An 18,726-nucleotide genomic window follows, 5' to 3' on the forward strand; every position below is an offset into this window, starting at 1 on the left:
GGGGGGGAGGGACGCGCATTGAATCGCATAGGAAGCGTCCCCGGGGCGTGCATGGCCGCACCGGTGCGTTGCAGCACGCCGCCGCTTGGGTTCGTGCACGCAGGCCCCGATAATGCCCCGATGGAAATCAAATCCGACAACCCCGAGCACGGCTTCCAGTTCCCCGGCACCTTCGAGCTCAGCGCCATGGGCGCTGCGGACAAGGGCCTGGAGACCGAGCTGCCGAAGCTGCTGGAAGCCGCCGGCGTGCAGGTGCTGGAGGAAAGCATCCAGTGGAAGCATTCCTCCAACGGCAAGTACGTGTCCGTGCGCATCGGCTTCCGCGCCCAAAGCCGCGAGCAGTACGAGCGCGCCCACCAGGCCCTGCGCGACCACCCGGAAGTGAAGTGGACGCTGTGAGCGCCTGCGACGCCCCCGTGCCGCCGGTCCGGGCCCCGCGCCCGGCGCGCGTGTTCGACCTTGGCCGCCAGGCATACGATCCCGTATGGCGAGCCATGCAGCGCTTCACCGATGCGCGCGACGACGCGACGGTGGACGAGCTGTGGCTGGTGGAGCACGAGCCGGTGTTCACCCTGGGCCAGGCCGGCAAGCCGGAGCACGTGCTGGCACCCGGCGACATCCCGGTCCTGCACGTGGACCGGGGTGGGCAGGTGACCTACCACGGTCCCGGCCAGATCGTGCTGTATCCGCTGCTGGACCTGCGCCGCCTGGGCGTGGGCGTGCGCGAGTACGTGTGCCGGATCGAACAGGCCATCATCGACACGCTCGACGAGTGGAACATCGGCGGCGAGCGCGTCGAGGGCGCCCCGGGCGTGTACGTGGGCGGGGCCAAGGTCGCGGCACTGGGCATCCGCGTGCGCCGCGGCTGCAGCTTCCACGGCCTGGCATTCAACATCGGCATGGACCTGGAACCGTTCCACCGGATCAACCCCTGCGGCTACCAGGGGCTGCGCGTGACCTCGCTGCAGGACCTTGGCGGACCGTCGTCGATGGACGCGGTCAAGCCGGTGCTGCTGGAGCAGGTCGCGCGCCAGTTCGGGCTGGAGCTGCAGGCGCAGGCCGGCTTGCCCGACCTGTCGAACTGACGGCCTCCAGGCGCCAGACGGCTGGTGTAGCCCGGAAAGCGCGCCTCTGTCCGCCTTGTCGCCGGCCCCCATTGCAGCCTGCGAATGGTGGATGGACAAAATGGACAATTCATCCATTTCGCACATTTCTGGCGTACAGTGGGTCGACAGTTCCCCGATGGAGTGAGGTGATGGTCCGGCCGGTCAGGACGCCCGAATCACAGCGGCGCAGGAAGGGGCCGGACCCGTCGCCTGCGCGCGGGAAGAAGGCTGCGCCTGCCGCCGTGGTCCGCAAGGCATCGCCTGGATCGCTCCAGGGCACGCTGGCATCGCCCCGCGTCGAGGCCGCCAGGATGATCGACATGCTCGAGGTGGCGACTTCGACCGAGGTCAAGAGCGACTGGGCCGGGATGGTGCGGAGGATCGGCAAGGAGAACGCCCTGCTTATCCTCAACCACAAGCGCCCTGCTGCGGTCCTGGTTGATCCGGAGCATTACGCCAGCCTGGTGGCGGCCGCCTCATCCGGCAGTCGCAAGCCAACGGCCGATACCGGCCCACTCCCGTTCGAGGCGCCGGCAGGCCCCGATCCGGTGGCGCAGCGGCAGCTGGCAATGGCACGCCTGCAGGCGGAGTTCGACCGCAGGCTTGCGGTACTTGAAGACGGGCAGACCCTGAAGGCGGCGACCGGCCACCGTGCCCATCGCGGCCGGATCCCGGTCGGGGAATCGCTCTGACCCATGGCGGAGATCCTCTGCCTTGCCGGCATCAATGGCGCGGGCAAGAGCAGCCTGCTGGGCAACGGAATCCTGCGGGCAAGGGGGGCGACCTGGTTCAATCCCGACACCTACGCCCGCGAACTCATGCGGGCCACCGGCATGTCGCAGGAAGAGGCCAACAGCGAGGCCTGGGCCGAGGGCAGGCGGCGCCTGGTCAACGCCATTGCACGGGGCACCGATTACGCTTTCGAGACCACGCTCGGTGCCAACACCATCCCGCGCCTGCTGCGCGAAGCCTGCAACACCCACCAGGTAAAGATCTGGTTCATCGGATTGGCCAGTCCGGGGCTCCACATCGAGCGGGTGAGGGCGCGCGTCGCCAGGGGCGGCCACGACATCCCGGAAGACAGGATCCGTTCGCGCTATGTCTCCTCCGTGCAGAACCTGGTCGCGCTCATGCCCGGCCTGGAGGTGCTCCACGTCTACGACAACAGCCGGCCGGCAGGCAGCGATGGTGCCGACCTGCAGGTGGTGCTGGAAGTCGAGGGCGGGAAGGTGCTCTTTCCGGCCACGAAGGAGGAGCTCGCTGCCACGCCGCCGTGGGCACAGCCCGTCGTTGCCCGTGCCCTGGAGCTGTTTCCGCCGGCCTGAAGCCGTCCGGGGGGCGCACCCGTTCCATCCGCCGCCACGCGGCGTTCCGGCCCCGGTGCTGCCGGCACCGGGCGCGCAGCGCGGCGCCGGCCTACAATAGGCGGCATGAGCACGCCCGCCCCCCGCACGATTCCGCTCCAGGTCCTGTCCGAACCCGCCGCGCAGGCGGCTCCGCTGCAGGCCGGCGCCAAGCAGCTGGGCGGGGACAAGATCGGGCGTTCGCCGGTCCAGTTCGCCGACGCCCCGGTGCTGCGCAAGCCGTCGTGGATCCGCGTGCGCATCCCGTCCGGCAACGCCGTGCAGAACCTCAAGGCCAAGCTGCGCGAGAACCGCCTGGTCACGGTGTGCGAGGAGGCCAGCTGCCCGAACATCCACGAGTGCTTCGGCCACGGCACGGCGACCTTCATGATCCTGGGCGAGGTCTGCACCCGCCGCTGCTCGTTCTGCGACGTGGCCCACGGCCGGCCGAAGCCGCCGGATCCGCAGGAGCCGGTGAACCTTGGCAACACCGTGGCCGACATGGGCCTGAAGTATGTGGTGGTCACCAGCGTGGACCGCGACGACCTGCGCGACGGCGGTGCCCAGCACTTCGTCGACTGCATCGCCGCCATCCGCGAGCGCGCGCCCGGCACCCGGATCGAGATCCTGACCCCGGACTTCCGTGGCAAGGGCCGGATGGAGCGCGCGCTGGAGATCCTGGCGCAGAATCCGCCGGACGTGTTCAACCACAACATCGAGACCGTGCCGGACCTGTACCGCAACGTGCGCCCGGGCGCGGACTACCAGTGGTCGCTGAGCCTGCTGAAGAACTTCAAGGCCCAGCACCCGTCGATCCCGACCAAGTCCGGCATCATGCTGGGCCTGGGCGAGACCATGGAGCAGGTGCAGGCCACCCTGCGCGACCTGCGCGCGCACGACGTGGACATGGTCACCATCGGCCAGTACCTGCAGCCGACCGCGCACCACCATCCGGTGATGCGCTACTGGACCCCCGAGGAGTTCAAGGCGCTGGAGGAGTACGGCTACGGGCTGGGCTTCAGCCACGTCGCCTCCGGCCCGATGGTGCGCTCGTCCTACCACGCCGACCGGCAGGCGGCCGGCGCCGGGGTCGCGGCCTGAGCGGGCCACGCCCCGCCATCCGCCAGAGCGGGCGCCGGCCCCGTCCCGCCCGTTCGCCACGCCGTTCCTGTTCACTTTTCCGTACGCCGCAGTCGCTAGCCTGCGACGGAACGTTCCCGTGCCCGCGCCACCCGCCCGGCAACTTCCGGCGCCGGACGCGGTCCCAGTAACCGTGACGCCCGACCCCCAACGGCCACCCCCGGCCCGAGCCACTGCATGAACTCCAGAACCACCGCTGCCCTGCTTGCCCTCCTGCTGGCCATCCCCGCCGCGCTGCTCGCGCGTACCGAGGTCCCGGCGCAGGTCGCGATCGCCCCCACCGCGGACCAGGCCACGACCTCCAAGCTGGTCTACGGCCTGCTGTCGGACAGCCGCTATGCCTACCGTCCGCGCCCGGCCGACGACGCGATGTCGGAGGAGATCTTCAAGCGTTACCTGGAGTCGCTCGACGCCAACAAGCAGTTCTTCACCGCCGCCGACATCCAGCGCTTCGAGCCGTACCGCCTGCGCCTGGACGACGCGGTGCGCAGCGGCGACCCGACCCCTGCCTTCGCCATGTTCTCGGTGTACCGCGAGCGGGTGGCCGGGCGCGTCGCCTATGCGCAGAAGCTGGTGGCCGCCGGCGGCTTCGACTTCGACGGCCAGGAGCGCTGGGAGTACGACCGCGAGGACGCCCCCTGGGCGCAGGACGACGCGGCGCTCGACGACCTGTGGCGCAAGTCGGTGATGAACGACTGGTTGCGGCTGAAGCTGGCCGGCAAGGAGCCGGACGAGATCCGCAAGACCCTCGAGAAGCGCTACGCCCAGATCGCCCGCTCGGTCGACCAGCTCAAGAGCGAGGACGTCTTCTCGATCTTCCTCAACGCCTACACCGCGTCGATCGACCCGCACACCAACTACCTCAACCCGCGCACGGCCGAGAACTTCAACCAGGCCATGTCGCTGTCGCTGGAGGGCATCGGCGCCCAGCTGCAGCGCCAGGACGACGTGGTCGTGGTGCGCGAGATCATCCCGGGCGGCCCGGCCGCCCTGGACGGCACGCTCAAGGCCGGCGACCGCATCGTCGGCGTGGGCCAGGGCAAGTCAGGCGCGATCGAGGACGTGATCGGCTGGCGCATCGACGACGTGGTCGCCAAGATCCGCGGCGCCAAGGGCACCCAGGTGCGGCTGGAGTACATCCCGGCCGAGAACGGCATCGATGGCGAGCACCGCACCGTGACCCTGACCCGCGCGCGGGTGCAGCTGTCCGAGCAGGCGGCCAAGAGCAAGCTCTACAACATCCCGGCGCAGGACGGCCTGCCGGCGCGCAAGATCGGCGTGATCGAGTTGCCGACCTTCTACCAGGACTTCGAGGGGCGCCGCCGCAACGGCACCGACTACACCTCCGCCACCCGCGACGTGGCCAGGCTGCTGGCGCGTTTCAAGGAGGAGAAGGTCGACGGCGTGGTGCTGGACCTGCGCAACAACGGCGGCGGCTCGCTGGACGAGGCGGTGCAGCTGACCGGCCTGTTCATCGACCGCGGCCCGGTGGTGCAGGTGCGCGAGTCCGGCGGCCGGGTGACGGTCAACAGCGACAACAACCCGGGCGTGGCCTGGGACGGCCCGCTGGCGGTACTGGTCAACCGCGCCTCGGCCTCGGCCTCGGAGATCTTCGCCGGCGCGATGCAGGACTACGGCCGCGCGCTGATCATCGGCGAGACCACCTTCGGCAAGGGCACGGTGCAGAACCTGGTCGACCTCGACCGCTGGCCGGCCTCCGAAGGCCCGCGCTTCGGCCATGTGAAGCTGACCATCGCCCAGTTTTTCCGCATCGAGGGCGGCAGCACCCAGCACAAGGGCGTGGTGCCTGACATCGCCTACCCGCTGAGCGTGGACGCCAACGAGTTCGGCGAGAGCACGTACGACAACGCCCTGCCGTGGACGCGCATCGCCGCCGTCCCGCACGAACGCTACGGCAACTTCCAGCCGCTGCTGCCGCGCCTGCAGGCCATGCATGCGCGCCGCATCGCCGACGACCTGGAATTCCAGTGGTGGAGCGAGGACGTGACCCGCTACCGCGAGGAAGCGGCGAAGAAGTACCTGTCGCTCAACGAGGCCGAACGCCGCGCAGAACGCGAGCGCCAGGAGAAGCAGCGCAAGGAGCGCCAGGCGATCCGCAAGGAGAAGGGCCTGGACCTGGATCCGCTGGCGGAGGAGATCGACGACGGCCTGACCGCCAACGAGCGTGACGTGGTCAAGGACGCCGAGCGCGAGAAGGCCGCCGAGAAGCGCCCGGATCCGCTGCAGCGCGAATCGGCGGCGATCCTGGCCAACGCCATCGGCCTGCTGGAGCAGGACCGTCCGCTGACCGCGGAGGTGCTGCCGCGCACCGCCTCGGCGGTGCGCTGGGCGCGCTGAGCCGCGCTGGCAATGCAGTGAGTGACGGCGGCCTCAGGGCCGCCGTTTTTCTTTGCCATTACAAGGCCTGCTCCGCTCTCCCCATGGGAGAGGGGCGGCATGCGCGGAGCCCGGACAAGGCCAAACGGCCGCATCCGGGGCGCCTGCCCGCGCGCTCCGCTTACCCGGCTACGAATCATCAATCACCAATCACCAATCACCAATCACGTTACTCAGACACTTCCAGCGCCAGGGTTTCCTTGACCTCTTCCATGACGATGTAGCTCTTGGACTCGCGCACATGCGGCAGGGTGAGCAGGCTGCTGCCCAGCAGCTTGCGGTAGGAGGCCATCTCCGAGATGCGCGCCTTGATCAGGTAGTCGAAGTCGCCGGACATCAGGTGGCACTCCAGCACGTTGGGCAGCTTCAGCGCCGCACGGCGGAATTCCTCGAAGATGTCGCCGGACTTGTAGGCCAGGCTGATCTGCACGAACACCAGCAGGCTGGCGCCCAGGTGCTGCGGGTTGAGGCGGGCGTGGTAGCCGGTGATCACACCGTCGCGCTCGAGCCGGCGCACCCGTTCCGTACAGGGCGTGGTCGACAGCCCCACCCGTTCGCCCAGCTCGGTAAAGGAGATCCGGCCCTCCTGCTGGAGGATGCGCAGGATGTGGCGGTCGATCCTGTCGAGGTCGCGGGTGCGGTCGCCGCGCGGGCGTTCGGGGCGGGCGGGCATGGAAACCTCCATGGAAGCGTTCTGTAGCGGGACAAAGACCCGGATATGTCCTGAAAATCAGAAAATAATCCCGGAATCGCGGCGGTAGTATGCGCGCATTCCATGGCTCCGGCGTTCGGGGCAGTGAAAGCTCCTGACGGAGGGTGCGATGCAGCGTGTCCTGGTTCTTGGCAGTGGCGTGATCGGCGTGGCCAGCGCGTGGTACCTGGCGCGCGCCGGCTTCGAGGTGACCGTGGTCGACCGCGAGCCGGGCCCGGCGCGCGGGGCCAGCTTCGCCAACGCCGGGCAGATCTCCCCGGGCTACGCCTCGCCGTGGGCGGCGCCGGGCGTGCCGCTGAAGGCGATCAAGTGGCTGTTCCAGGAACACGCGCCGCTGGCGATCCGGCTGACCCGCGATCCGCAGCAGTACCGCTGGCTGTGGCAGATGCTGCGCAACTGCACCGCGGCCCGCTACGCGGTGAACAAGGAGCGCATGGTGCGGCTGGCCGAGTACAGCCGCGACTGCATGGACGAGCTGGCGGCCGAGACCGGGCTGGCCTGGGAAGGACGCAGGCTGGGCACCACCCAGCTGTTCCGCACCCAGGCCCAGCTCGACGCCGCGGCGCGCGACATCGCGGTGCTCGAGCAGGCCGGCGTGCCCTACGAGGTGCTCGACCGGGCCGGCATCGCCCGGGTGGAGCCGGCCCTGGCGGCCACGTCCGACATCCTGGTCGGCGGCCTGCGCCTGCCGGGCGACCAGACCGGCGACTGCCAGCTCTTCAGCGAGCGCCTGGCGGCGATGGCCGCGGCGCAGGGCGTGGAGTTCCGCTACGGCGCGACCATCGAGGCGATCGAGTCCGATGGCGAGCGCGTCACCGGCGTGCGCATCGACGGCCGCGTCGAGACCGCCGACCGCTACGTGCTGGCGCTGGGCAGCTGGTCGCCGCAGCTGCTGCGGCCGCTGGGCATCGACCTGCCGGTGTACCCGCTCAAGGGCTACTCGCTGACCATCCCGATCACCGATCCGGAGATGGCGCCGACTTCGACCATCCTCGACGAGACGTACAAGATCGCCATCACCCGCTTCGACCAGCGCATCCGTGTCGGCGGCATGGCCGAGGTGGCCGGCTTCGACCTGCGCCTGGATCCGCGCCGGCGCGCGACCCTGGAGAAGGTGGTCAACGATCTCTACCCGCGTGGCGGCGACCTGTCGCAGGCCACGTTCTGGACCGGCCTGCGCCCGGCCACGCCCGATGGCACCCCGGTGGTGGGCGAGACCCGCCTGCGCAACCTGTACCTCAACACCGGCCATGGCACCCTGGGCTGGACCATGGCCTGCGGTTCGGGCCGCTACCTGGCCGATGTGATCGCGCGCCAGCCCACCGGCATCCGCCGCGAAGGCCTGGACATCTCGCGCTATGGCCGTGGCGGTGCGCGCGGCGACGGCAAGGGTCCGGTTCCGGCGACAATGTCGCCCTGATCCGGCGCGCGCATCCCGCTCCGTTCTTCCTCCGTTTCCGCTTCCCCGGCCTGCCATGCGTCCTGCCCGCGCCCTGATCGACCTCGACGCCCTGCGTCACAACTACCGCCTGGCGCGCAGCCTTGGCGGAGGCCGCGCGCTGGCCGTGGTCAAGGCCGATGCCTACGGCCACGGCGCGGTGCGCTGCGCCGCGGCGCTGGAGCCGGAAGCCGACGGTTTCGCCGTGGCCTGCATCGAGGAGGCGCTGGTCCTGCGCGAGGCCGGCATCCGCAAGCCGATCCTGCTGCTGGAAGGTTTCTTCGAGGCCTCCGAGCTGCCGTTGCTGGTCGAGCACGACCTGTGGTGCGTGGTCCACGCGCCATGGCAGGTCGAGGCGCTGGAGCGCACGCCGCTGCCGGCGCCGCTGACGGTGTGGCTGAAGCTGGATTCGGGCATGCACCGCGTGGGCATCGGCGCCGGCGACTACGCCGCCACCTGGCGCCGGCTGGAGGCGCTGCCGCACGTGCGCATGGCGGTGAAGATGAGCCACTTCGCCCGCGCCGACGAACTGGACTGCGAACGCACCCGCGAGCAGCTGGCGCTGTTCGCCCAGGCCACCACCGGTCTGTCCGGGCAGACCAGCATCTGCAATTCGCCGGCCCTGCTGGGCTGGCCGCAGGCTCGCGGCGACTGGGCGCGCCCGGGACTGATGCTGTATGGCGTCTCGCCGTTCCCGCAGGACCACGACCTGGCCGCGCAGCTGCGTCCGGTGATGACCCTGGAGTCGAAGGTGATCGCCGTGCGCGAGCTGCCCGCGGGCGAGCCGGTGGGCTACGGCGCGCGCTTCGTCACCGAGGCCCCGACCCGGGTGGGCGTGGTGGCGATGGGCTATGCCGACGGCTATCCGCAGTTCGCGGTCAACGGCACGCCGGTCGCGATCGATGGCCGCCCGGGGCGGCTGGTCGGCCGCGTTTCGATGGACATGCTTACCGTCGACCTCACCGACCATCCGCATGCGGGCGTCGGCAGCGCGGTCGAACTGTGGGGTCCCCAGGTGCCGGCCGCACAGGTGGTCGCGCACAGCCAGACCAGCAGCTACCGCCTGCTGTGCGCGGTCAAGCGCGTGCCGCTGCAGCACGTGGGCTGAGCACGCGTACGCCGCCGCCGCCATCGGCGGGACTTCCAGCGCCGCACTCCCATCGCGGATCGTCTTCCCGCGGGAGAGACCTGCCCGGCGCACTCCACCGCAGCATGCGCGGTTGCACCAAAGGAGCGCCGCGCGTGCCGACCCCGGTGCGTGGAACCCGGATCCTGCCGCCGGCCCTGCTGCGGGCGGCCGTCGGGCACCGGCCGGACCGCCGCGTTCCCGGACCCCCCCCCGCACCGGGCCGGCTTTTTTGCAACGCAGCACGGGCACCGCTAGAGTCCGGCCATCCGCTTCCGGGGAATCCTGCATGCCCGTCCGCCTGCCGTCGCCGTCGCGCACCCTGTTGTTGATCGCCGCCCTGCTGTCCACGCCGGCCGCGCTGGCCCGGCAGGCCGACTCCGTCTATGTGCGCGCGGGCCGGATGCTGGACGTGGAATCCGGGCGCCTGCTCGAGGACCACGCACTGCTGGCCGAGGGCGGCCGCATCGTGCGCGTCGAGCCAGCCGCGGAGCTGCCGCCGCCCGCGGGCGCGACCGTCCACGACCTGTCCGCCTACACCGTGCTGCCGGGCCTGATGGACGCGCACACCCACCTGGTCGGCGACGCCGGCAAGCATGGCTACGCCAGCCTGGGCGATTCCCTGGCCACGGCCACGCTGCACGGCGCGGCCAATGCGCGCACGACGCTGCGCGCCGGCTTCACCACCGTGCGCGACCTCGGCAGCCCCGGCTACGCCGACGTGGCACTGCGCGATGCCATCGCCGAGGGCGTGGTGGAAGGGCCGCGCATCATCGCCGCCGGCCCCGGGATCGGCATCACCGGCGGCCACTGCGGCGACGACAACCTGCTTCCCTACGATCGCAGGTCGCAGGGCGAGGGCGTGGCCGACGGCCCATGGGAAGTGCGGCGCCAGGTGCGGCGCAACGTCAAGTACGGCGTGGACCTGGTCAAGACCTGCTCCACCGGCGGCGTCCTGTCCAGGGGCACCAAGGTGGGCGCGCCGCAGTACACGCTGGAGGAGCTGCGCGCCCTGGTCGAGGAGGCACACAGCCACGGGCGCAAGGTCGCCTCGCACGCGCACGGCGCCAGCGGCATCCGCAATGCGCTGCTGGCCGGCGTGGACTCGGTCGAGCACGCCAGCTTCATCGACGACGAGGGCATCGCCCTGGCGAAGAAGAACGGCGCGGTGCTGGTGATGGACATCTACAACACCGAGTTCATCCTCGGCGAAGGCGAGAAGGCCGGGATCCTGCCCGAGTCGCTGGAGAAGGAGCGCCGTACCGGTGGCATCCAGCGCGAGAACTTCCGCCGCGCCCACCAGGCGGGCGTCACGATCGCGTTCGGTACCGACGCCGGCGTGTATCCCCACGGCCAGAACGCGCGCCAGTTCTCGCGCATGGTGCGGTTCGGCATGACCCCGCTGCAGGCCATCCGCGCCGCCACGCTCAACACCGCGCGCCTGTTCGGCATCGAGGACCAGGCCGGTGCGCTGAAGCCTGGGATGTACGCCGACCTGGTCGCGGTGGAGGGCGATCCGCTGCAGGACGTGTCGGTGCTGGAGGACGTGCGCTTCGTGATGAAGGAAGGGCGCGTCCATCTCGCACCGGGCGAGCACGGACGCTGAACACCGGCTGGGCGGCGGTGATCCACCGCCGGCCGGCGCCCGCGTCTGGCGGATAATGGCCGCCCCGCCGCCATCGCCCCGACGCGTGAGCACCGAAGACGAACCCCTCAAGGCATTGCTGCTGCCGTTCGAGAACGGCGCCCTGGCCTGGCCGCAGGGCCGCGTGCTGTTCCTGCGCGGACGCGATGGTTGGCCGCTGCGTCGCATGGACCTGTCCGGCCTGCGCTGCGTGCAGGGTTCCCGGCCTCTGGCCGAAGCGCTGCAGCGCGCCGGCGTCGAGGTGGTCCCGGAGCTGGGCGATGACGAGCAGCCGGCGTCGCTGGTGCTGGTACTGCCGCCGCGCCAGCGCGAGGAGGCCCGCGCCCTGCTGGCCCGTGCCGTGGACCTGGCGGCGCCGGGCGCACGAGTCGTTGCCGCCGTCTCCAACGACGAAGGCGCACGCTCGCGCGAGAAGGACCTGCAGCAGCTGGCCGGCATGGACGGCCACCTGACCAAGTTCCACTGCCGGGTGTTCTGGACCCCGCCCCTGCAGGGGCCGGCCGACGCCGCGCTGGCCGCGCAATGGCGTGGCGGCGACGCGGTGAGGCCGTTGCTGGGCGGGCGCTTCCACAGCCGCCCGGGCGTGTTCGCCTGGGACCGCATCGACGCCGCCTCCGCGCTGCTGGCCGCCAAGCTGCCGGCCGACCTGCGCGGGCGCGGCGCGGACCTGGGCGCCGGATGGGGCTACCTGGCGGCCGAGGTGCTGGAACGCGCCCCGGGCGTGGGCGCGCTGGACCTGTACGAGGCCGAATTCCGCGCGCTGGAGCTGGCGCGCCGCAACCTGGAAGGCGCGCGCATCACGCCGGGTTTCCACTGGCACGACGTCACCGCCGGGCTGCCGCGCGACGGCTACGATTTCATCGTCAGCAACCCGCCCTTCCACGCCCATGACCGCGGCGACCGTCCGGAGCTGGGCCAGCGCTTCATCGAGGTCGCGGCGCAGGCCCTGCGTCCGGGAGGCTGCCTGCTGCTGGTGGCCAACCGACACCTGCCGTATGAGGGCACCCTGGCGCAGGCGTTCGGCGAGCGCCGGGTGCTCGCCGAGGCGGGAGGTTTCAAGGTGATCGAGGCATTGAAGGGAGCGTCGCGTTGAGCAAGTCGATGAAGCTGGTCAAGCACCTGGCCAACCTGGGTTATGGCAGCCGCAAGGAAGTGGCCTGGATGTTCCGCGAGGGCCGGGTCACCGACGCCAACGGCGAGGTGCTGTACCAGGACGATCCGCTGGACCACGACAACGTGCGCGTGGACGGCGAGCCGCTGGATCCGCCGCCGGGCCTGGTGCTGATGCTGCACAAGCCGGCCGGCTACACCTGCTCGACCAAGGATCCCGGCCGCATCGTCTACGACCTGCTGCCTCCGCGCTTCCGCCTGCGCGACCCGGTGCTGTCCACCGTCGGCCGCCTGGACCGAGACACCACCGGCCTGCTGCTGATGACCGACGACGGCCAGCTGCTGCACCGGATCGTCTCGCCGAAGTCGAAGCTGGCCAAGGTGTACGAGGCCGAGCTGGCGGAGGACCTGCGCGGCGACGAGGCGGCCCTGTTCGCCAGCGGCACGCTGATGCTGGAGTCGGAGACCACGCCGCTGCTGCCGGCGGCGATGGAGGTGCTGGGACCGCGCCGCGCGCGCGTGGTCCTGCACGAAGGCCGCTACCACCAGGTGCGGCGGATGTTCGCCGCGGTCGGCAACAGCGTGCTGGCGCTGCACCGTCCGCAGGTCGGCGGGCTGGCGCTGGGCGACCTGGCCGAGGGCCAGTGGCGCCAGCTTGGGCCGGAAGACCTCGGGGTGCTGTTCAACGGAGCTTCCGCGTGAGCCCCGGCGCGGCGATCGCGCCGCTGCCGTTCTCGCCGGCCGCGGTGCTGTTCGACATGGACGGGCTGATGCTGGACAGCGCACGCGCCATCACCCGCTGCTACGCGCGCGCCGCCGCCGCGCTCGGCCACGACCTGCCCGAGGACTACTGGCTGCAGATGGTCGGCACCGGCGATGCCGCCTGCCGCGCGCTGCTGGCCGCACGCCTGGGCGAGGCCGCGGCCGCCGAGCTGCTGGCGCGCTCCGGCGCCGAGTACGACGCCATGGTCGATGCCGGCATCCCGCCCCGGCCGGGCATCGTCGCCCTGCTGCAGTGGCTGCGGCAAAACGACGTGCCGCGCGCGGTCGCCACCTCCACCCGCAATCCGCTGGCCTCGCACAAGCTGCGCCAGGCCGGCCTGGAGCCGTACTTCCCGGTGATCTGCACCGCCTCGGACGTGGCGCATCCCAAGCCCGCACCGGACGTGTACCTGCTCGCCGCCAGCCGGCTTGGCGTGGAGCCCGCGCGCTGCCTGGTGCTCGAGGACTCGCCGACCGGCGTGCGCGCGGCGCTGGCCGCCGGCATGACCCCGATCCAGGTCCCGGACCTAGTGCAGCCGGACGTGGACACCCGGGCCCTGGGCCACCGCATCGCCGCCTCGCTGGAAGAGGTGCTGCCGCTGCTGCAGGCGGCGATGGCCGAGGCGCCGGCCGCAGGGTGAGCCGCGCAGGACCGGACCCGTTCCACCTGGGACAATCGGTCCGCTGCAGGCGCGGGCGTGGCTGCCTACAATCGGGCCCATGCAGCGAGCGTCCCGCCTCCATCGCAACATGGCCCGCCTGGCCCTGCTGGCGGTGCTGCTGCTGGCGCTGGCGCCAGCAGTGGGGCGTGCGCTGGCGTCCGGTACGCCACAACTGCTGGCCGGGTGGTCCGAGCTGTGCACCAGCGAAGGCCTGCAGCGGCTGCCAAGCGAGGCGCGGAGTGCCGATGGCGTTCCGCTGCCGGCGGCCCATGGCGATGCCGACTGCCCCTATTGCCCGCTGGCCACGTCCCTGCTCGGGCCCGCTGCGCCGCCAGCGGCCCTGGCGCTGTCTCCCGTGGAGGCGGCGCCTGCACGCCGACATGCGCCCGGGCGCCGCTTCCGGCGCCTTCACGGTCCCGGGAGCCGTGGCCCGCCCATCCTGCCCTGAAGTTGCGGACCGACGTTCGCGCGGCTGACGCCGCGCGCCGCCAACGTGCCTTGGAGCCAGTGATGCCGATTTCCGATTTGCCGCGTGTCGCGGCACGGCGGGCCGTATCCGTGCCTGCCGCCCTGTGCCTGTACCTGCTGCTGCCCCCGGCCGGCGCGGCCGACGTGGCGGACGCCCCCACCCTGGACGCGATCCGGGTCACCGCCCGCGCCAAGCCGCTGCAGCGTGCCTCCGGCAGCGCCTCGCGCCTGGACCTGCCGGTGATCGGGACCCCCGCCGCGGTCACCACCATCGACCGCGACCTGCTCGACGCGCGCGGCGTGCGCACCACAGCCGAAGCCCTGGCCAGCGTACCCGGCCTCACCGTTGCGTCGCCGCCGGGACATGGCAACACCGTCACCTGGCGCGGCTTCTCCGGCAGCCAGGTCAGCCAGCTGTTCAACGGCATCGACGTGCAGTACGCCACCATCGCCGCGCGCCCGGTGGATGCCTGGCAGTACGAGCGGGTGGAGGCCATCGGCGGGCCGTCCAGCTTCCTGCATGGCGTGGGCGCGGTCGGCGGCGCGATCAACTACGTGACCCGGCTGGCCAGCCTCGACCATGACCAGGCGCGCTGGCAGGCCTCGTGGGGCTCGCGCCGCGACGGCACCCTGGCGATGGGCGCCAACCTGCGCGATGCCGGGGCACGCCAGGCGCTGGCCCTGGACCTGAGCCTGCGCAACGGCGACAGCTGGATCGATGCGCAGCAGCGCGATGCTCTGGCCGTGGCGGCCTCGTGGCGCATCCGGCTGCGGCCCGGGCTGGAGCACACTCTGGCCCTGGAACACCAGGACGAGGAAGTGCTTCGCCCCTACTGGGGCACGCCGGCCGTGGCCGTCGATGGAAGCATGCGCGTGCCATCGGCGCTGGCCGCCCGCAACTACAACGTGGGCGATGGCCGCTATGCCCAGGACGTGCGCTGGGCGCGTTCGCTGCTGGACTGGGAACCGGCCACGGGCGGTCGCCTGCGCAACACGCTCTACCACTACGACGCGCTGCGCGATTACCGCAACGTCGAGAGCTACCGCCTGGTCGATGGTGGCGTGCAACGCTCCGCTGCGCTGCTGCAGCGCCACGACCAGGAGGTATGGGGCGACCGCGTGGAGTGGCTGCACGATGGCCGGATCGCCGGCCTCCCTTCGCACTGGAGCCTGGGCGCGGAAGCCAGCTACAACCGCCAGACCCGCTTCCCGCTCTCGCTGCCGGGCGTGGTCGACACGGTACCGGTGGATGCGGTGGCGCCAGGCCGTTTCCTCGATGTCCCGGGCGCGGCACTGGAACATCGGCCGGACCGTACCAACCGCCTGCGCAGCCATTCGCTGTACGCAGAAAACCTGACCGGACTGGGCGCCGGCTTCTCGCTGCTCACCGGCCTGCGCCACGAGCGCGTGGTGCTGGACGTGCTCAACCACCGCGCGGCCAGCGCGAGCAACCCGCGCCGCTTCGAGCGCAGTTACCAGCCCACCACCGGGCGCATCGCCCTGGACTGGGCAGTGACGCCGAATGCACATCTCTACGCCCAGGCCAGCACCGCTGCCGACCCGCCCTCGGGCGTGCTGAGCACCGCCAGCTTCGGCGCGCTGCGCGACTTCGACCTGTCCACCGGCCGCCAGGGCGAACTGGGTGCCAAGCTGCAGTCCGCCGATGGCCGCAGCCACGCCACCCTGGCCGCGTACCGGATCGTGCGCCGCAACCTCGCCATCGCCGATCCGGACAAGCCGGGGCAGACGCTACCGGTCGGCAGGCAGTCCTCGCGCGGGCTGGAGCTGGCCTTCGGCTGGCGTCCGCTGGATTCGCTTGCGCTCGACGGCAACCTGGCCTGGGTGGATGCGCGCCTGGACGAGTTCAACGAAAGCGTTGGCGGCACGGTGGTGTCGCGCGCAGGCAACCACCCGGCGAACACGCCGTCCCGCGTGGCCAACCTGTGGCTGGAGTGGCGGCTGTTGCAGGACTGGACCCTCGGCGCGGAGGCACGCGCGGTGTCCTCGCGCCACGCCGACGCCGGCAACACCCTGCGCGTGCCGGGATATGCCACGCTCGGGGCGCACCTGTCCTGGCAGGCTGGTCCGCGTACCGCGCTGGTGCTGCGCGGCCGCAACCTGTCCGACCGCCGCTACGTCGCGCATGCGGTGGGCGAACACATGGCCTGGCTCGGCGACCCGCGCAGCTGGGAGCTGGTCCTGCGCCAGGACTTCGACTGAGGAGCACGCCATGGATGCACGCACGCGAACTACCACACGCCTGGCCATCCGCTTCTTCCAGGCGGCGCTGCTGGCCTCGTCCCTCGTCGCCTGCCAGCGCGACGCATCCACCGCCACGCCGGCGCTGACCGTGCAGGACTGGAAGCTGCCGGCACCGCCGGGCGCGGCGCAGCCCGACCTGGCGCTGGCGCCCGACGGCCGCCTGCTGCTGGCGTGGGTGGAACCGGCGGGTGCCGGCCACCGCCTGCGCCTGGCGGCAAGCCGCAGCGACGGCGGCTGGGACGAGGCGCTCACCATCGCCGAGGGCGACGACTGGTTCGTGAACTGGGCCGATACCCCGCACGTGCATGCGCCCGGGGATGGCTCACTGTGGGCGCACTGGCTGCGCAGCACCGGGCCATCGCGGATGGACTACGGCATCGTGCTTGCGCGCTCGGCTGATGGCGGGCGCAGCTGGAAGCAGGCGGCGCCGGTGCATCCACCAGGCACCCGCGGCGACCACGGTTTCGTGACCTTCTGGGACCAGGGCGAAGGCCGGCTGGGCATCGCCTGGCTGGACAGCCGGCAGAAGGCCGCGGCCGGACGGACCGGCCATGACGCGCACCAGCACGAAGGCGGCGCGGCGATGATGCTGCGCGCGGCCATCCACGGCGGCGATGGCGCGCAGCTGCGGGAATGGCCGCTGGACGACTCGACCTGCGATTGCTGCCCCACGGCGTCGGCGCGGACCGATCGCGGCGTGGTCGTGGTCTACCGTGGCCGCACGCAGGACGAGGTGCGCGACACCCGCATCGTCCGCCTGGATGGCGATGCGTGGACGCCGCCGCGCGCGGTGTACGCGGACGGCTGGCGCTTTCCCGGATGCCCGGTGAACGGGCCGGCGGTTGCCGCCGACGGATCGCGCGCGTGGGTGGCCTGGTACACCGAGGCCGATGGCGCCCCGGAGCTGAGGCTTGCAGTATCGGACGACGCCGGCGACAGCTTCGCCGCGCCGGTCACGCTGGCGCGGGGCCCGCAGGTGCTCGGACGCGTGGCATTGGCCGCCGACGGGCGAGGGCTGCATGTCGCCTGGCTGGAACAGGCGTCTGCCACCACCCAGCGCCTGCGGCTGGCGCGCTACCCGGACGATCTCCCGCGCGCGGAAGCGATCGAGGTGGCCAGCTTCCCGGCACGTGGACGCGCCAGCGGCCTGCCACGGATGCAGGTCGCCGCCGGCGCGGCATGGCTGGTGTGGACCGAGGTCGACGAAGGCGGGCCGGTGCTGCGTGGTGCGGTGGTGCGCTGAGCCGTAGCTGGGCTGCGCGGGTTGTCGCGTTCCGGCATGCGCGCCGGCCGAAGCCCGCGCCGGTTCACGCGTCGGGCGCGGATGCCTCGCGTCCGCTGCGCCATGCCTGCAGCTGGGCGGCGATGCCCAGTGCGATCGCCTCCGGCCCGCGTCCGCCGAGGTCCAGGCCGACCGGCGCATGCAGCCGGCCCTCCAGTGCACCGCGTTCGCCGGCGCTCAACTGGCCGAGCAGTCCGTCGCGCCGCGCGGCGGGGCCCAGCAGCCCGATGAACGGCACGTCGCTGGCGGCCAGGCGCTGCAACGCCAGGCGGTCGGCCTCGAAGGCGTGGTGCATGACCAGCGCTGCATCGCATCCGGATGGATCGAAGCCCCGGCTGTCGGCCGCGGCGCAGGCAGGCATCCACTCCGGCCGGTGCTCGCCTGCGCGGCTGCGCCAGCCGAGGTCGCGCAACAGTCGCAGCAGCGGCGGGGTCTCCGGCCCGGCGCCAAGCAGCAGGACCTGCGGCTGGCGCAGCAGCGAAAGCGACCAGGCCGAGGCCGCATCGCGCCACGCCGGGGTGGCGGCGGGGACGTGCCAGGCGGGCAGTGGCCTGCCATCGGCCTCGATCCTTACCCGGCCGTCGCGGCTCAGGCTGCGCCGCAGCGACACGCCGCCTTCCAGCCACGCCGCAAGCGGTTCCTCGACGCCCGGCAGGCTGCGCAGGGGCAGCAGCGCAATGCGCAGCTGTCCGGTCCAGCCTTCCCCCGCGCCGGCGCGACCTCCGCCCTGGCCGTCGAACTGCAGCCATTCCAGATGGCCGGACGCGTCCGCTTCGGCGGCCCGCCGCGCCAGTTCCGCTTCCATGCTGCCGCCAGTGAGCCAGCCGGCGACCGGACCCTGCAGGCCGTCGAACGCCGCCATTGCGCCGGGAGCCGCGTAAGTGGGGCCCTCGGCTTCCAGCACCAGGGCCAGGGGCCGCGCCGGGCGCGGGCCAGGCGCAGCGCCGCGTTCAGCACGGGACGCGGGTTGCCCTCGCGCAGGAAGCCGCTGCGCGCATGGGGGCGCACTTGCGCCTGCGCGTTGGCGTGCAGCGTCACGAATGCCGGCGCGGAGGGAGCGGGGGGCGCTTCCGTGCTCATGCGGCGCTCCGCTCGCTTCCTGAGTGGTGCCGGGTCAACGGAGGCTGCCTGCCTGCCCCAATGTCTCGGGGCCCGCCCGCAAGGGTGCGGCCGGAGGGCAGTGCGCTTCCGGGCCAGACGCCGGCGGCGCCGCGATGCGACGGGAGGGATGGGTCGGACATTCCACGACTCCTGTGGGGGGGCGGAGTGAGGG

17 protein-coding genes are annotated in these 18,726 nt (G+C 71.9%); 15 read left to right on the plus strand and 2 right to left on the minus strand.

Annotation, left to right across the window (positions count from 1 at the left end; genetic code table 11):
* Positions 1–120 precede the first annotated feature (120 nt).
* The 6 genes from CSC68_RS14970 (at position 121) to CSC68_RS14995 (ending at position 5,947) form a co-directional block, all read left to right on the plus strand.
* Entirely contained in the window at positions 121–399 is a 279-nt protein-coding gene (locus tag CSC68_RS14970) for a DUF493 family protein (protein WP_162204404.1), read from the plus strand.
* Complete coding sequence (lipB, locus tag CSC68_RS14975) at positions 387–1,085, plus strand: lipoyl(octanoyl) transferase LipB (protein WP_162204405.1); 699 nt, start codon at positions 387–389, stop codon at positions 1,083–1,085. Before CSC68_RS14970 ends, lipB begins: the two co-directional genes overlap by 13 nt.
* Before the next feature lie 332 nt (positions 1,086–1,417).
* On the plus strand, positions 1,418–1,798 hold the full coding sequence (locus CSC68_RS14980; RefSeq protein ID WP_162204406.1) for a type II toxin-antitoxin system Phd/YefM family antitoxin: 381 nt from the start codon (positions 1,418–1,420) through the stop codon (positions 1,796–1,798).
* Between the two features lie 3 nt (positions 1,799–1,801).
* On the plus strand, positions 1,802–2,431 hold the full coding sequence (locus tag CSC68_RS14985; protein ID WP_162204407.1) for an ATPase: 630 nt from the start codon (positions 1,802–1,804) through the stop codon (positions 2,429–2,431).
* Positions 2,432–2,536: 105 nt separating this feature from the next.
* Positions 2,537–3,550: a lipoyl synthase gene (gene lipA / locus CSC68_RS14990; protein WP_162204408.1), complete on the plus strand. Its 1,014-nt coding sequence runs from the start codon at positions 2,537–2,539 to the stop codon at positions 3,548–3,550.
* A 216-nt stretch (positions 3,551–3,766) separates the two neighbouring features.
* Complete coding sequence (locus tag CSC68_RS14995; protein WP_162204409.1) at positions 3,767–5,947, plus strand: carboxy terminal-processing peptidase; 2,181 nt, start codon at positions 3,767–3,769, stop codon at positions 5,945–5,947.
* 208 nt (positions 5,948–6,155) lie between these two features.
* On the opposite strand, the gene CSC68_RS15000 is transcribed toward CSC68_RS14995, so the two are convergent.
* Positions 6,156–6,659: a winged helix-turn-helix transcriptional regulator gene (locus CSC68_RS15000; protein WP_162204410.1), complete on the minus strand. Its 504-nt coding sequence runs from the start codon at positions 6,657–6,659 to the stop codon at positions 6,156–6,158.
* Positions 6,660–6,807: 148 nt separating this feature from the next.
* Between CSC68_RS15000 and CSC68_RS15005 the strand changes: the two genes are divergently transcribed.
* The 9 genes from CSC68_RS15005 (at position 6,808) to CSC68_RS15045 (ending at position 17,414) form a co-directional block, all read left to right on the plus strand.
* On the plus strand, positions 6,808–8,118 hold the full coding sequence (locus CSC68_RS15005) for a D-amino acid dehydrogenase (protein ID WP_162204411.1): 1,311 nt from the start codon (positions 6,808–6,810) through the stop codon (positions 8,116–8,118).
* A 55-nt stretch (positions 8,119–8,173) separates the two neighbouring features.
* Entirely contained in the window at positions 8,174–9,244 is a 1,071-nt protein-coding gene (gene alr / locus CSC68_RS15010) for an alanine racemase (RefSeq protein ID WP_162204412.1), read from the plus strand.
* 307 nt (positions 9,245–9,551) lie between these two features.
* A complete protein-coding gene (locus CSC68_RS15015; protein WP_162204413.1) occupies positions 9,552–10,868 on the plus strand; it encodes a Xaa-Pro dipeptidase in 1,317 nt (438 codons plus the stop codon).
* A gap of 55 nt (positions 10,869–10,923) precedes the next feature.
* Positions 10,924–12,000, plus strand: coding sequence for a class I SAM-dependent methyltransferase (locus CSC68_RS15020; protein WP_162204414.1), 1,077 nt, complete (start codon positions 10,924–10,926; stop codon positions 11,998–12,000).
* 8 nt (positions 12,001–12,008) lie between these two features.
* Positions 12,009–12,719 carry a pseudouridine synthase gene (locus tag CSC68_RS15025; RefSeq protein WP_162204418.1) on the plus strand — a complete coding sequence of 237 codons (711 nt, stop codon included), beginning with the start codon at positions 12,009–12,011 and terminating at the stop codon, positions 12,717–12,719.
* On the plus strand, positions 12,716–13,420 hold the full coding sequence (locus tag CSC68_RS15030) for an HAD family hydrolase (RefSeq protein WP_281353885.1): 705 nt from the start codon (positions 12,716–12,718) through the stop codon (positions 13,418–13,420). The genes CSC68_RS15025 and CSC68_RS15030 overlap by 4 nt, the downstream gene beginning before the upstream one ends.
* Before the next feature lie 79 nt (positions 13,421–13,499).
* Complete coding sequence (locus CSC68_RS15035) at positions 13,500–13,889, plus strand: DUF2946 family protein (protein WP_162204415.1); 390 nt, start codon at positions 13,500–13,502, stop codon at positions 13,887–13,889.
* A 110-nt stretch (positions 13,890–13,999) separates the two neighbouring features.
* Positions 14,000–16,129 carry a TonB-dependent receptor gene (locus CSC68_RS15040; protein WP_246193620.1) on the plus strand — a complete coding sequence of 710 codons (2,130 nt, stop codon included), beginning with the start codon at positions 14,000–14,002 and terminating at the stop codon, positions 16,127–16,129.
* Between the two features lie 10 nt (positions 16,130–16,139).
* The gene (locus CSC68_RS15045; RefSeq protein WP_162204417.1) at positions 16,140–17,414 is read left to right on the plus strand and encodes a hypothetical protein; all 1,275 of its coding nucleotides are present in this window, start codon (positions 16,140–16,142) and stop codon (positions 17,412–17,414) included.
* A gap of 64 nt (positions 17,415–17,478) precedes the next feature.
* On the opposite strand, the gene CSC68_RS15050 is transcribed toward CSC68_RS15045, so the two are convergent.
* Positions 17,479–18,315, minus strand: coding sequence for an XdhC family protein (locus tag CSC68_RS15050; protein ID WP_246193622.1), 837 nt, complete (start codon positions 18,313–18,315; stop codon positions 17,479–17,481).
* Between the last annotated feature and the right edge of the window lie 411 nt (positions 18,316–18,726).

Origin of the sequence: Pseudoxanthomonas suwonensis (genome assembly GCF_010093235.1) — a bacterium.
Lineage (GTDB): Bacteria > Pseudomonadota > Gammaproteobacteria > Xanthomonadales > Xanthomonadaceae > Pseudoxanthomonas > Pseudoxanthomonas suwonensis.